The organism is Pseudomonas sp. GW822-FHT02E03 (genome assembly GCF_058802325.1).
Genome location: NZ_JBXAOA010000074.1, coordinates 1 through 14,599, shown reverse-complemented (window position 1 = coordinate 14,599; position 14,599 = coordinate 1). Strand labels below are relative to the sequence as shown.

Sequence of the window (14,599 nt, the reverse complement as noted above, 5' to 3'; positions counted from 1 at the left end):
CCCCCCCCCCCCCCCCCCCCCCCCCCCCCCCCCCCCCCCCCCCCCCCCCCCCCCCCCCCCCCCCCCGCTCCCACAGTGAATCTATGTCGGCCAGTAGACCGCCTTCCATACGAAAAGCCCGGCGTTCACGTGAGTGAAGCCGGGCTTTTTTATCGCCGGATCAATCAGGCATCCAGCTCGGCCCAGCGCTCGACCATCACGTCGAGTTCAGCCTGCAACTGCTCCAGCTGAGCGATCACCGCAGCTGTCTCGGCAGCAGGACGCTGATAGAAACCGGCATCCGCCATCTGCGCTTCAACCACCACGATCTGCTGCTCCATGACTTCGATCTGACTCGGCAACATTTCCAGCTCACGTTGCAACTTGTAGCTGAGCTTCTTCTTTGCCACCGGCGCCTCTACTCCCGCAGCGACTGGCGCTGGTTCAGCAGTGACGACAGCCGAGTTCAGGTCGGCCTTGCCGGACTTGCTCTCGGTCACGCCCAACAGGCGCGGCGAGCCGCCCTGACGCAGCCAGTCCTGATAACCACCGACGTATTCGCGAACCTTGCCTTCGCCTTCGAAGACCAGGGTGCTGGTGACCACGTTGTCGAGGAATGCCCGGTCGTGGCTGACCATCAGCACAGTGCCGTTGAAGGTCAGCAAGACCTCTTCCAGCAGCTCGAGGGTTTCCACGTCCAGGTCGTTGGTCGGCTCGTCGAGTACCAGCAGGTTCGCCGGCTTGCTGAACAGTTTGGCCAGCAACAGACGGGCACGCTCACCGCCGGACAGCGCCTTGACCGGCGTGCGGGCACGCTGCGGGCTGAACAGGAAGTCGCCGAGGTAGCTCAGCACGTGACGGCTCTGACCATCGATATCGATAAAGTCGCGACCTTCGGCCACGTTGTCGATCACGGTCTTTTCCAGGTCCAGCTGATGGCGCAACTGGTCGAAGTAGGCCACGTCGATGCGCGTCCCCTCTTCCACTTTGCCGCTGGTCGGTTGCAGACCGCTGAGCATCAGTTTCAGCAGCGTGGTCTTGCCGGTACCGTTGGCACCAAGCAGACCGATACGGTCGCCGCGCGTCAGGACCATCGAGAAATCCTTGATCAGGAACGGGCCACCCGGGTGAGCGAAGCTCACGTTCTCGAGGACCATCACCTGCTTGCCGGACTTGTCAGCGGTATCCAGCTGAATGTTGGCCTTGCCGGTGCGCTCACGACGCTCGCTACGCTCAACGCGCAGGGCTTTCAGGGCGCGGACGCGGCCTTCGTTACGGGTGCGGCGAGCCTTGATGCCCTGACGGATCCAGACTTCTTCCTGGGCCAGTTTCTTGTCGAACAGCGCGTTGGCGGTTTCTTCAGCAGCCAGAGTCGCCTCTTTATGCACGAGGAAACTGGCGTAGTCGCCGTTCCAGTCGATCAGGCCACCGCGATCCAGTTCCAGGATGCGGGTCGCGAGGTTTTGCAGGAAGGAACGGTCGTGCGTGATGAACAGCACGGCGCCCTGGAAATCCTTCAGTGCTTCTTCGAGCCAGGCAATGGCGCCGATGTCCAAGTGGTTGGTCGGTTCGTCGAGCAGCAGCAGATCCGGTTCGGAAACCAGGGCCTGAGCCAGCAGGACGCGGCGACGCCAGCCGCCGGACAATTCGGCGAGGGTCTTGTCGGCCGGCAGTTGCAAGCGGCTCAAGGTGCTATCGACCAATTGCTGCAAGCGCCAGCCGTCGCGGGCTTCGAGGTCGTGCTGGACGTGCATCAGCTTGTCCAGATCGGCGTCGGTAACGATGTTCTGGCTCAGATGGTGGTACTGCGCGAGCAGCTCGCCAACACCGTCCAGGCCTTCGGCAACCACGTCGAACACGGTCCGCTCGTCGGCTACCGGCAATTCTTGCGGCAATTCGCCAATTTTTAGGCCAGGTGCGCGCCAAACAGAGCCGTCATCAGGCTTCTGGTCGCCCTTGACGAGCTTCATCATGCTGGACTTGCCAGTGCCGTTGCGGCCGATGATGCACACCCGCTCACCACGGGCGATCTGCCAGGACACCTTGTCCAACAACGGCATAGCGCCGAAAGCAAGGGACACATCGCTGAATTTGAGCAGGGTCATGAGCTTCTCCAAAAACCGGGCGCGCATTCTACCTGACTTGAGGCTTCAGAAGGCCGGCAATTTCAATGTCGAAGCACTCTGCACAACAATTGTTGCGAACTTGTGCCGACAGCTCGGCAAAGCTTTCGCCCGCTGCTGGCAAAAGGCTAAGCTACAGATAATTCAGTGCCGCTCTCGCCGGCACTTGTCATGATTTCTCTGCCCGGACGTCTCATGCGCAGTCGCCTTTTCAATCTTTTTTCGTGTTTGCTTCTTACAGCCGCTGCCGCTCAATCCGCCCAGGCGGTGGACCTGTCCACCCAACGCCAGTATTACGATGAAGCCAAGCGAGCCTTGGCCAAAGGCGATTCCGGCCCTTATTTCCGTTACAGCCAGGCTCTGAGCGATTATCCGCTGGAGCCCTATCTGGCTTATGACGAACTGACCGCGCGCCTGAAAACCGCGAGCAACGCCGAAATCGAGAAATTCCTCGCCGAACACGGTGACCTGCCCCAAGCCAACTGGATGAAGTTGCGCTGGCTGCGCTGGCTGACCGAACGTGGCGATTGGGCAACCTTCGTTAAATATTATGACCCCAAGCTCAACTTCACCGAACTGGACTGCCTGAACGCGCAGTATCTGATCAGCCATAACCGCAAGGCTGAAGGCTACGCCAACGCCGATAAACTCTGGCTGACCGGTAAAACCCAACCCGACGCTTGCGATGCTGTGTTCGGCATGTGGGCCGCCGATGGTCAACTGACTGAACAGAAACGCTGGGAACGCACCAAGCTCGCCGCCCAGGCACGCAACTATCCGCTGGCCAACAGCCTGATCAATGGCCTGACGACACTCGCCCCGCGCGGTCGATTGCTGGTGGATGTGGCGCAGAAACCCGAGCTGCTCAATCAGCCGTCGCGCTTCACCCCGGCGGATGAACCGATGTCCGACATCGTCAGCCTCGGCCTGCGCCGCCTGGCCCGTCAGGATCCGGACAAGGCCATGGCCCTGCTCGACGGTTACGCCAGCAGCATGCATTTCTCCCGCGACGAAAAAGTCGCGATTGCCCGGGAAATCGGGCTGACCCTCGCTCGTCGTTTCGACAGCCGAGCGCTGGACGTAATGACCAAATACGACCCGGAACTGCGGGACAACACCGTTTCCGAATGGCGTTTGCGCCTGCTGTTGCGCCTGGCCCGTTGGGACGATGCCTATGAGCTGACCCGCCGCCTGCCTCAAGATCTGGCCACCACCAACCGCTGGCGTTACTGGCAGGCTCGCAGCCTGGAGCTGGCGCAGCCACAGAATCCGCAAGCGCAGACGCTTTACAAGGGCCTGGCTCGCGAGCGCGACTTCTACGGTTTCCTGGCGGCCGATCGCTCGCAATCCCCCTATTCACTGAACAATAAACCGCTGGTGCTCAGCCAGGCGCTGATCAACAAGGTGCGTAATACCCCTGGCGTACGACGCGCCCTGGAATTCCATGCCCGCGGGCAGATCGTCGACGGTCGTCGCGAGTGGTACCACGTCAGCCGGCATTTCAGCCGTGACGAAATGGTCGCCCAGGCGAAACTGGCTTACGACCTGAAATGGTATTTCCCGGCGATCCGCACCATCAGTCAGGCGAAGTACTGGGACGACCTCGATATTCGCTTCCCGATGGCCCACCGCGAAACCCTGGTCCGTGAAGCCAAGGTCCGTGGCCTGCATTCGAGTTGGGTATTCGCGATCACCCGCCAGGAAAGCGCCTTCATGGCCGATGCACGCTCCGGCGTCGGTGCTAGCGGCCTGATGCAACTGATGCCCGGTACGGCCAAGGAAACCGCGCGCAAGTTCAGCATTCCCCTCGCTTCGCCACAGCAAGTGTTCGATCCGGACAAGAACATCCAGCTCGGCGCCGCTTACCTGAGCCAGGTCCACAGCCAGTTCAATGGCAACCGCGTCCTCGCTTCCGCCGCCTACAACGCCGGCCCCGGCCGCGTACGTCAATGGCTGCGTGGCGCCGATCACCTGAGCTTCGATGTGTGGGTGGAAAGCATCCCGTTCGACGAAACCCGACAGTACGTGCAAAACGTGCTGTCGTACTCGGTGATCTACGGCCAGAAGCTCAACTCACCACAACCGCTGGTGGATTGGCATGAACGGTATTTCGACGATCAATAATCTGTAGGCGCTGTCGCAGGTTGCGATCTTTTTCCGTCGCTGTAAAAAATGCCCGCCTCTTTCAAGGCGGGCATTTTTGTTTGCAGCTCAAAGCACTCACTGATTTTCACCGGACCGGTCCCTTCGAGAGCCCGAAGCAATTTCGCTACTTGGTCGGTTACTTGATCGGTTACTGGGTCGCTCTTCTTTGATGGGAATCGAAAAGATCGTCCCGAACCAACAGTGTCTACGCTCGCAGATCGGTTTCGACTTTGCCGTCATTGAACTGCAACGCCGCCAGCCGTGCATACAGCGCATTACTCGCAATCAACTCCTGATGCGTCCCCACCGCCACCACTTTCCCCTGATCCATCACCGCGATCCTGTCAGCATTTTTCACTGTGGCTAACCGATGGGCGATGACCAGCGTGGTGCGGTTTTTCATCAGGCTGGGCAGGGCTTGCTGGATCAGGTGCTCGCTCTGGGCGTCGAGGGCGCTGGTGGCTTCGTCCAGCAGCAGGATCGGCGCGTCCACCAGCAGCGCCCGGGCGATGGCCAGCCGCTGGCGTTGCCCGCCGGATAAACCGAGACCCGCGTCGCCGAGGTGAGTCTGGTAGCCGTTGGGCATTTGCTCGATGAAGTCGTGGGCATAGGCGATTTTCGCGGCTTCCTGGACCTGGGCCAAAGTCGCCGTCGGGTGACCGTAGCGAATGTTCTCTTCGATACTGCCGAAGAACAGCGCCGGGGTTTGCGAAACCAGGGCGAAGCAGCGGCGCAGGTCCAGAGGATCGAGCTGAGTCAGCGGCACACCGTCCAGCAGGATGCGTCCTTCGGCGGGGTCGTAAAAGCGTAATAGCAGGTCATACACTGTCGATTTGCCAGCGCCGGACGGCCCGACCAATGCAAGGGTTTCGCCAGCGTTGATTGTCAGATTCAGACCATCGACGGCATAGCTTTGCGGACGCGACGGGTAGGAAAAGCGCACATCTTGTAGCACCAGATCGCCCTTCACCCGTTCAGGCAACGCCACCAGGCCCTGGGTCGGTGGCTGGATGATGTTTTCCGAGCGTAACAACTCGGCTATCCGCTCCGCCGCCCCCGCTGCTCGCTGCAGTTCGCCGATCACTTCACTCAATGTACCGAAGGCACCGCCGACGATCAGGCTGTAAAAGACAAACGCCGCCAGCTCACCCGCGGAAATCCGCCCGGCGATGACATCCATGCCGCCGACCCAGAGCATCACCCCGACGGCGCCCAACACCAGCAGGATCACCAGGGTAATCAACCAGGCTCGCTGGAAGATGCGCTTGCGGGCAGTGTTGAAAGCCTCTTCCACGGTCGTGGCAAAACGCTGCTCGTCCTGAACCTGATGGTTGTAGGCCTGCACGGTTTTGATCTGGCTCAGTGTTTCGGAGACATAGCTGCCGATATCGGCAATCCGGTCCTGGCTCAGACGCGACAGGGTGCGCACCCGGCGACCAAAAATCAGGATCGGCGCGACCACCAGCGGCAATGCGACCACCACGATGCTGGTGAGTTTGGGGTTGGTGATAAACAGCAAGACAATCCCGCCGATCACCATCAGCCCATTACGCAGGAACAGCGACAGCGAAGAGCCGATCACCGATTGCAGCAGGGTGGTGTCGGCAGTCAGCCGCGACTGGATCTCGGAGCTGCGGTTGTCTTCATAGAACCCCGGATGCAGGTAGACCAGATGGTTGAACACCCGTCGGCGTATGTCGGCGACAACGCGCTCGCCGATCCACGACACCAGGTAAAACCGTGCAAAAGTGCCAATCGCCAGACCGACCACCAGCAGCATGAACACGCCGATGGATCGGTTGAGCAAATGCGGCGACTGGGTCATGAAACCCTGATCCACCAGCAGACGAATCCCCTGCCCCATGGACAAGGTGATGCCGGCAGTAACAATCAATGCCAGCAAAGCGCCGAAGGCCGGCCAGCGATAAGGCGCGAGGAAACGGCTGGCCAGACGAATGGCGCGGCGGTGACGGGAAGAGAGCATGAAGATCATCCGATGGCGCAACCAATGGCTTTAACTCGACCAAGCCTACACCGCCCAACGGGATTGAACGCGGTAAATCATAATGAGTCAGGTTAATTATGACCGCCAAGACTAGTGGCTAGAGATTATTGGTCTAAAGTCCGGGTGGAAACGTCAGGGTATTTCTGATGGACTGAAGATGCCGACCTGAAAGATCGCAGGGAGTTGTCACAGCCCGGTCACCTGGCGGTTCTACAGTAAGCACACAACCTGATGAGGAGACAGGCCATGTCCTTGCAAAACAGCAGCGATGACAAGATTCCAGTGATCCGCACGCAGCCAGACCAGTCTCTAGGTTGCTCGATTATTGATAAGGATGGGCACGAAGTACCGATCACTGAAAACATGATCCAGGACGCTTGCCGCGAACTGGAGAAGCGATTGGTCAAGCCTGCCGAACAAGAGTGATATAGCCACCGTCTTCTTGACCCGGCTCTTTTAGCCGGGTTTTTTATGGGTGCCTTTTGAGGGTGCTGCGCACCCTATCGCGGGCAAGCCCGCTCCCACAGGATTACCGCGATTTCAAAATTGACGCATGACCTGTGGGAGCGTGGCTTGCCCGCGATAAGGCCAACGCGGTACTCAGACAGCCGAAGCCCCCAACGCCGCCACGATCTGCTGCAACGCCGGCGAATCCCCCTCGATCCGCACCTTCACCCCATCGATCTCACGCCGCAGCGGATAATGCTTGCGCAGTGCATCGAACGCCGCACGCTGCTCGCTCACATTACCTACAAGGCTGCGACGGAAATTCGCATCGTCACGGCGCGGGTCGTACACACCACGGCACAACATCGCCAGCGCCCAGGCCGGTTCGCTGTCGGCGTTCAACGTCACCGCCGACAACCACGGTGCTGGCAGCAAATCGTTCAGGCTGACCTGTTCCGGTTGCCCAAGGAACTCACAAAGCGCCTGATAGATCTGCGCCGTCCCGCGCTGTCTGCCGTCGAGGCTGTAACCGGCAATGTGTGGCGTCGCCAGCACACACAACTCGGCCAGTGCCACATCGACCTCAGGTTCCCCCTCCCAGACATCCAGCACCGCTTGCAGGTCTTCACGCTCCAACAGCACCTGGCGCAGAGCGGCATTGTCGATGACCGGGCCACGACTGGCGTTGATCAGCCAGGTGCCGGGCTTGAGTTGGTTCAAGCGGTTTTTATCGAATAGATGCCAGGTCGACTGAGGGCCTTGCTTGTCTAGCGGAGTGTGCAGACTGATGACGTCGCATTGCTCGATGATCTGCTCGAGGCTGACGTAATCACCCCCTTCGGCCGCTTGCCTTGGGGGATCGCAGACCAGCACGTTCCAGCCCAGACCTTGCAAAACCTTGACCAGCCGCCCGCCCACTTCACCGGCGCCGACCACACCGTAGGTGCGTCGAGTAAGGTCGGCACCTTCGATTTCGGCCAGGGTCAGCAGGCTGCCCAGCACGTAATCGACGACCCCCCGGGCATTGCAGCCTGGGGCGCTGGACCAGGTAATGCCGGCCTGTTGAAAGTAATCCAGATCCAGGTGATCGGTGCCGATGGTGCAGGTGCCGACAAAGCGCACCTTGCTGCCCTCGAGCAATGCGCGGTTGACGTTGCTCACTGAGCGCACCAACAGCACATCGGCCTGCTCGACAGTGGCGCGGTCGATGGCACGTCCCGGTACCCGGCGGATTTCACCGAAACCTGCGAAGAAGGCATCGAGTAGCGGGATATTTTCGTCGGCAACAATCAGCATGGCAGGCTCCTTTGGCGGATCGGCAGTTTAGGCGTAGATGACCGTGATGGGCCAGCGGGCATTGTTCGTCTTGATGTGAAGGGCAACACGGCCCCTGTGGCGAGGGAGCTTGCTCCCGTCCGGCTGCGAAGCAGTCGTAAAGACTGATGCCGCGGTGTGCCTGAAGGAAATGGGTTGCTGATTTTGGGGCTGCTGCGCAGCCCAGCGGGAGCAAGCTCCCTCGCCACAGGAATGTCGAAACAAGCTGATTACAAATCCCTAACACAGGACTTTTCCTGACCACTGCGTCAAGGCGTAGAATGCGCCGCCTCGCGCATCAAAATCTTTTGGACGTTTCGCCTTGAATTCCGTGACTGACCGCCCCGCCGCTGTTTCCCTCAACCGCCCGGCCCGGGTTCGCCTGGAGCTGAAAAACCTGCTTGGCCTGGCGTTGCCGATCATGATCGCGCAACTGGCGACCACCGCCATGGGCTTCGTCGATGCGGTGATGGCCGGTCGTGTCGGGCCTCGAGATCTGGCGGCCGTCGCGCTGGGTAACTCGATCTGGGTGCCGGTGTTTCTGCTGATGACCGGCACACTGCTGGCCACCACCCCGAAAGTCGCTCAGCGCTTCGGCGCCGGCACCCACAGCGAGATCGGCCCGATCGTGCGCCAGGCGTTGTGGCTGGCGCTGGTGGTGGGCTTGATGGCGACCGGCATGCTGTTCAGCGCCGAACCGATCCTGCACATCATGAAGGTCGACCCCGAGCTGATCGGCCCTTGCATGCAGTATCTGCACGGCATCGCCAGCGGCCTGCCCGCCGTCGCGCTCTATCACGTGCTGCGCTGTTTCAGTGATGGCCTGGGTCGCACCCGCCCGGCCATGGTCCTTGGCCTGTGCGGGCTGGCACTGAATATTCCACTGAACTACATCTTCATCTACGGCCACTTTGGTGTGCCGGCCATGGGCGGGGTCGGTTGCGGCTGGGCCACGGCGATCGTGATGTGGGTGATGGCGTTGGGCATGGCCGGCTGGGAGCGCTGGGCGCCGGCCTATCAGTCGAGCGAGTTGTTCAGCCGTTTCGACTGGCCACAGTGGTCGGTGATCAAGCGTTTGTTGAGCATCGGCCTGCCGATCGGCATTGCGGTGTTCGCCGAATCAAGCATCTTCGCCGTGATTGCCCTGCTGATTGGCAGCCTCGGCGCCACCGTGGTCGCCGGGCATCAGATCGCGCTGAACTTCAGCTCGCTGGTGTTCATGATCCCCTACTCCCTGGGCATGGCCGTGACCGTGCGTGTCGGCCAGGCACTGGGCCGTGAGGAACCACGCGAAGCCCGCTTCGCCGCCGGTGTCGGCATGGGCACTGCCTTGGCTTATGCGTGCTTGTCGGCGAGCCTGATGCTATTGCTGCGTGAACCCATCGCTGCGATTTACACCGCCGACCCGACGGTGATTCAGGTGGCCGCGATGTTGATCGTGTATTCGGCGCTGTTCCAGTTTTCCGATGCGATCCAGGTGACCGCGGCGGGCGCACTGCGCGGTTATCAGGACACGCGGGTGACGATGATCCTGACATTGTTCGCGTACTGGGGGATTGGTTTACCAGTGGGTTACGCCTTGGGCCTGACCGATTGGTTCGGTGCGCCGAGCGGCCCGAGCGGGCTGTGGCAGGGTTTGATCGTAGGCTTGAGTTGCGCGGCGCTGATGCTGTCGATCCGCCTGACGCGCAGTGCACGCAAGCGGATCCGCATCAGTCGTTCAGCGGGTTAAGCGAGCGCAAAAAAGGGCCTGTAGATGCAGGTAATGCCAGTCAGTTAAGGTGCGAAACCTGTGGGAGCGGGCTTGCTCGCGAAAGCGGTGTATCAGGCGACATCAACGTTGACTGTGCTGCCGTCTTCGCGAGCAAGCCCGCTCCCACAGGGATTCGGCTTTAACTGACTACCATTGTGCATATACAGGCTATTTTTTACCTGTTAAGCGAGTTTCTTGCGGATCCAGTACAGGTAGGTGCCTGCCTCTTCATGTTGCGCGACCAGTTCGTGGTCGAGAAACACGCAAAACTTGGGAATGTCGCGACGGGTCGACGGGTCGGTGGCGATCACCTTCAGCAGGCCGCCGGGCACCAGGTCACGAATGTGCTGGTGCAGCATCATCACCGGTTCCGGGCAGTTGAGGCCGGTGGCGTCGAGGGTGCCGTCTACCGGCGTATCGATCATTTCACTCATGGTTTACTCCTGAAACTTGCCGGCATTGTCGCGCATTGCCGGGTGTCTAGTCACTGGCAGCTGATCGTTCCCACGCTCTGCGTGGGAATGCATCCCGTGACGCTCTGCGTCACATCCAAAGGCGGAACGCGGAGCGTCCCCGGCGGCGTTCCCACGCGGAGCGTGGGGACGATCAGTGTTCAAGATCAGCGGGACTTGGGTTTCTTTACGTCGAGCCGGCGAAGGTGGCAGGTCACTTCTTCGCGATCGTGATACAGCTGCTTGCAGCCGATCTCGACCCGAATGCCCCGTGCCTTGAATCCGTCGGCAATACGCTCCAGCAAGCGCTTCACTTCGGCATAACGCTGTTTCATCGGCAGCTTGAGGTTGACCACCGCTTCCCGGCAATGCCCCTCGCCAATCCACTCTTCCAGCATCGCCGCGTTGCGCGCCGGTTTCTCGACGATGTCGCAGACCATCCAGTCGACCGGTTGCTTGGGCTTGAAGGTGAAACCGTCAGCCATCAAATGCTGCACCAAACCGGTGTCCATCAGGCTTTCGGCCATCGGGCCGTTGTCGATGGCGGTCACCAACATGCCGCGATTGACCAGTTGCCAGGTCCAGCCGCCGGGTGCAGCGCCGAGGTCGACACCGGTCATGTCACTGTGCAGACGCTCGTCCCACTGGTCGCGGGGAATGAAATGGTGCCAGGCTTCTTCCAGCTTGAGGGTCGAACGGCTCGGCGCTTCACGCGGGAATTTCAGGCGTGGAATGCCCATCGGCCACATCGCCGAATTGTTCGATTCCGCCAGCCCCATGAACACTTCGCGGCCACTCTTGAAGGTCAGCAGCAGCCGTGGCTTGTGGGCATCTTCCACCAGTTTGCCAGCTGCCATCAGCGCCTTGCGCAGGTGGCCTTCGAATTTCTTGCAGAAGTTCGACAGTTCCTTGCCATCGTTGGTGTCGACCATTTCCAGCCACAGGCTGCCGCACAGCGGGAAGTCCGCCATGTGCGCGAGGATCACGCTGATGCGGTCGGTTTCCGGCAGATCGATGAAGATCCCGCGAGCCCACTGGCGAGGGAAGATCAGATCGGCGAAACGCTGGCCACGCATCAGGCGCTCGGCGCCGTCTTCTTCGGTGCAGATAAATTCGGCGCAGGCGCTGGCGGTTTTGGCCTTGGCATAACCGGCCACGTTCAGCCGCGCGGCATGTTCGGAAATCTCGGAACAGACTTCGCTTTCGAAGCCCGGCCGGCAATGCATAAAGAGGGTGTTCATTCTTACTCCTGGGCAGTTGGCGAAGAATTCAGCCACTGCGCGATGCCCAGACTTGCGTTGAAGCAAAGCCTGTCACGAAAACCGGCGCATGATAGCCGAGATCGGAACCTTGGACTTGCCCGTAGAGTCCAGTTATTAGCCTTAACGTATAAACAGGGCTAGGTTTAGAGCTCTGTCCTTCCCGTCAGTCCGTAGCCGTGCGGATCTAAAGGAGTCATTTCAATGCCGTCCCTCGATAGCCTGAAAACCCTTAAAACCTTACAAGTCGACGACAAGACCTATCACTATTTCAGCCTGCCCGAAGCCGCCAAAAGCCTGGGCGATCTGGACAAGCTGCCGATGTCGTTGAAAGTGCTGCTGGAAAACCTGCTGCGCTGGGAGGACGAAAAAACCGTCACCGGCGCTGATCTCAAGGCGATTGCCGCCTGGCTCAAGGAGCGCCGCTCCGATCGCGAAATCCAGTACCGGCCCGCGCGGGTATTGATGCAGGACTTTACCGGCGTCCCCGCCGTGGTCGACCTGGCCGCCATGCGCGCCGCCATGGCCAAGGCCGGCGGCGACCCGCAGCGAATCAATCCGCTGTCGCCGGTGGACCTGGTGATCGACCACTCGGTGATGGTCGACAAGTACGCCAGTGCAAGCGCCTTCGGACAAAACGTCGACATCGAAATGCAGCGCAACCACGAGCGTTATGCCTTCCTGCGCTGGGGTCAGAGCGCCTTTAACAATTTCAGCGTGGTGCCACCGGGCACCGGCATTTGCCACCAGGTCAACCTCGAATATCTGGGCCGCACGGTCTGGACCAAGGACGAGGACGGGCGCACCTATGCCTTCCCGGACACGTTGGTCGGCACCGACTCCCACACCACCATGATCAATGGCCTCGGCGTGCTCGGCTGGGGCGTCGGCGGGATCGAAGCGGAAGCAGCGATGCTCGGCCAACCGGTGTCGATGCTGATTCCGGAAGTGATCGGTTTCAAACTCACCGGCAAGCTCAAGGAAGGCATTACCGCCACCGACCTGGTGCTGACGGTGACCCAGATGCTGCGCAAGAAAGGTGTGGTGGGGAAATTCGTCGAGTTCTACGGCGACGGCCTCGCCGACCTGCCGCTGGCCGACCGCGCGACCATCGCCAACATGGCCCCGGAATATGGCGCCACCTGCGGCTTCTTCCCGGTGGACGAGGTGACACTGGAGTACTTGCGCCTGTCCGGTCGCACCCCGCAAACCGTGAAACTGGTGGAGGCCTATAGCAAGACCCAGGGCCTGTGGCGCCTGCCCGGCAAAGAGCCAGTGTTCACCGACAGCCTGGCCCTGGACATGGGCAGCGTCGAAGCCAGCCTCGCCGGGCCGAAACGCCCACAGGACCGTGTCTCGTTGCCAAATGTCGCGCAAGCGTTCACTGACTTTCTTGGCCTGCAGTTCAAACCCTCCAGCAAGGAAGAAGGTCGCCTCGAAAGTGAGGGTGGCGGTGGTGTCGCGGTGGGCAACGCCGATCTGATCGGCGAAGCGGATTACCACCACGAAGGAAGTACTTATCGGCTGAAAAACGGTGCGGTGGTGATTGCCGCGATTACCTCCTGCACCAACACCTCCAACCCCAGCGTGATGATGGCGGCCGGGCTGGTGGCGAAAAAAGCCGTGGAGAAAGGCCTGAAGCGCAAACCGTGGGTCAAGAGCTCGCTGGCTCCCGGCTCGAAAGTGGTCACCGACTACTACAAGGCTGCAGGCCTGACCCAATACCTTGATGAGCTCGGTTTTGCACTAGTCGGTTATGGCTGCACCACCTGCATCGGCAACTCTGGACCGTTGCCGGAGCCGATCGAAAAAGCCATTCAGAAAGCCGACCTGACGGTTGCCTCGGTGCTCTCGGGCAACCGCAACTTTGAAGGTCGCGTGCATCCGCTGGTGAAAACCAACTGGCTGGCCTCCCCGCCTCTGGTCGTCGCCTATGCGTTGGCCGGGACGGTGCGCATTGACATCAGCAGCGAGCCATTGGGCAACGACAAGGACGGTCACCCGGTTTATCTGCGAGATATTTGGCCCAGCACCAAGGAAATCGCCGACGCGGTGACTCAGGTGAACACTGCCATGTTCCACAAGGAGTACGCCGAAGTGTTTGCCGGCGATGAGCAGTGGCAGGCGATCGAAGTGCCGCAGGCGGCGACTTATGTCTGGAACAACGATTCGACGTATATCCAGCATCCGCCATTCTTCGATGACATCGGCGGCCCTGCGCCGGTGGTCAAGGACGTCGAAGGGGCGAAAGTCCTGGCGCTGCTCGGCGATTCGGTGACCACCGACCACATCTCCCCTGCCGGTAACATCAAGGCGGACAGCCCTGCCGGCCATTACCTGCGCGAGCAAGGGGTGGAACCGCGGGACTTCAACTCCTACGGCTCCCGTCGCGGTAACCATCAAGTGATGATGCGCGGCACCTTCGCCAACATCCGCATTCGCAACGAGATGCTCGGCGGCGAAGAAGGCGGCAACACGATTTATATTCCGACCGGAGAAAAGCTGCCCATCTACGACGCAGCCATGCGTTACCAGGCGTCAGGCACGCCGTTGGTGGTGATCGCCGGGCAAGAATATGGCACTGGATCGAGCCGCGACTGGGCAGCCAAGGGCACCAATCTGCTGGGGGTCAAAGCGGTCATCGCGGAAAGCTTCGAGCGGATTCACCGTTCCAACCTGGTAGGCATGGGTGTATTGCCGTTGCAGTTCAAGCTGGATCAGAACCGCAAGAGTCTGAACCTCACCGGCAAGGAAACCCTGGATATCCTTGGCCTGACGGGTGTCGAACTGACCCCGCGCATGAACCTGACACTGGTCGTCACCCGTGAAGATGGCAACACGGAAAAGGTCGAGGTGTTGTGCCGGATCGATACGCTCAACGAGGTGGAGTACTTCAAGGCCGGCGGGATTTTGCATTATGTGTTGCGGCAATTGATTGCCTCGTAACAGCCTGCTGACAACGACACCGCCTTCGGGCGGTGTTTTTGTTTACGCGGTATACGTCTCTATAATCGCGCGCCCATTTGTTTTGTGTCGATCACAGGACAAATGTGGGAGCGGGGGGGGGGGGGGGGGGGGGGGGGGGGGGGGGGGGGGGGGGGGGGGGGGGGGGGGGGGGGGGG

At 60.6% G+C, this 14,599-nt stretch carries 9 protein-coding genes; 4 read left to right on the top strand and 5 right to left on the bottom strand.

The genetic code is table 11. The annotated features are described in order from the left end of the window. Window positions 1–164: 164 nt before the first annotated feature. The gene (locus AC1RQB_RS27390; RefSeq protein ID WP_063343044.1) at window positions 165–2,084 is read right to left on the bottom strand and encodes an ATP-binding cassette domain-containing protein; all 1,920 of its coding nucleotides are present in this window, start codon (window positions 2,082–2,084) and stop codon (window positions 165–167) included. 213 nt (window positions 2,085–2,297) lie between these two features. On the opposite strand from AC1RQB_RS27390, the gene AC1RQB_RS27385 reads away from it, so the two are divergent. After that, window positions 2,298–4,226: a transglycosylase SLT domain-containing protein gene (locus AC1RQB_RS27385; protein WP_063343043.1), complete on the top strand. Its 1,929-nt coding sequence runs from the start codon at window positions 2,298–2,300 to the stop codon at window positions 4,224–4,226. Between the two features lie 226 nt (window positions 4,227–4,452). Here the strand turns inward: AC1RQB_RS27385 and AC1RQB_RS27380 are convergent, their stop codons facing one another. Then, window positions 4,453–6,240, bottom strand: coding sequence for an ABC transporter transmembrane domain-containing protein (locus tag AC1RQB_RS27380; RefSeq protein ID WP_198537213.1), 1,788 nt, complete (start codon window positions 6,238–6,240; stop codon window positions 4,453–4,455). A gap of 258 nt (window positions 6,241–6,498) precedes the next feature. On the opposite strand from AC1RQB_RS27380, the gene AC1RQB_RS27375 reads away from it, so the two are divergent. Next, on the top strand, window positions 6,499–6,678 hold the full coding sequence (locus AC1RQB_RS27375; protein ID WP_007907798.1) for a PA1571 family protein: 180 nt from the start codon (window positions 6,499–6,501) through the stop codon (window positions 6,676–6,678). A gap of 174 nt (window positions 6,679–6,852) precedes the next feature. On the opposite strand, the gene pdxB is transcribed toward AC1RQB_RS27375, so the two are convergent. After that, window positions 6,853–7,995: a 4-phosphoerythronate dehydrogenase PdxB gene (gene pdxB, locus AC1RQB_RS27370; RefSeq protein ID WP_063343042.1), complete on the bottom strand. Its 1,143-nt coding sequence runs from the start codon at window positions 7,993–7,995 to the stop codon at window positions 6,853–6,855. Window positions 7,996–8,335: 340 nt separating this feature from the next. Here pdxB and AC1RQB_RS27365 point away from each other — a divergent pair, with 340 nt between their 5' ends. After that, window positions 8,336–9,745 (top strand): MATE family efflux transporter, encoded by a 1,410-nt coding sequence (locus AC1RQB_RS27365; RefSeq protein ID WP_063343041.1) that lies wholly within the window; start codon window positions 8,336–8,338, stop codon window positions 9,743–9,745. A gap of 203 nt (window positions 9,746–9,948) precedes the next feature. Here AC1RQB_RS27365 and tusA read toward each other — a convergent pair whose 3' ends face one another. Both tusA and rlmM read right to left on the bottom strand, forming a co-directional pair. Then, the gene (gene tusA / locus AC1RQB_RS27360) at window positions 9,949–10,200 is read right to left on the bottom strand and encodes a sulfurtransferase TusA (protein ID WP_007907805.1); all 252 of its coding nucleotides are present in this window, start codon (window positions 10,198–10,200) and stop codon (window positions 9,949–9,951) included. A gap of 185 nt (window positions 10,201–10,385) precedes the next feature. Further along, complete coding sequence (gene rlmM / locus AC1RQB_RS27355) at window positions 10,386–11,459, bottom strand: 23S rRNA (cytidine(2498)-2'-O)-methyltransferase RlmM (protein ID WP_008072978.1); 1,074 nt, start codon at window positions 11,457–11,459, stop codon at window positions 10,386–10,388. A gap of 222 nt (window positions 11,460–11,681) precedes the next feature. Here rlmM and acnA point away from each other — a divergent pair, with 222 nt between their 5' ends. Further along, window positions 11,682–14,423, top strand: coding sequence for an aconitate hydratase AcnA (gene acnA, locus AC1RQB_RS27350; RefSeq protein WP_063343040.1), 2,742 nt, complete (start codon window positions 11,682–11,684; stop codon window positions 14,421–14,423). Window positions 14,424–14,599: the final 176 nt, after the last annotated feature.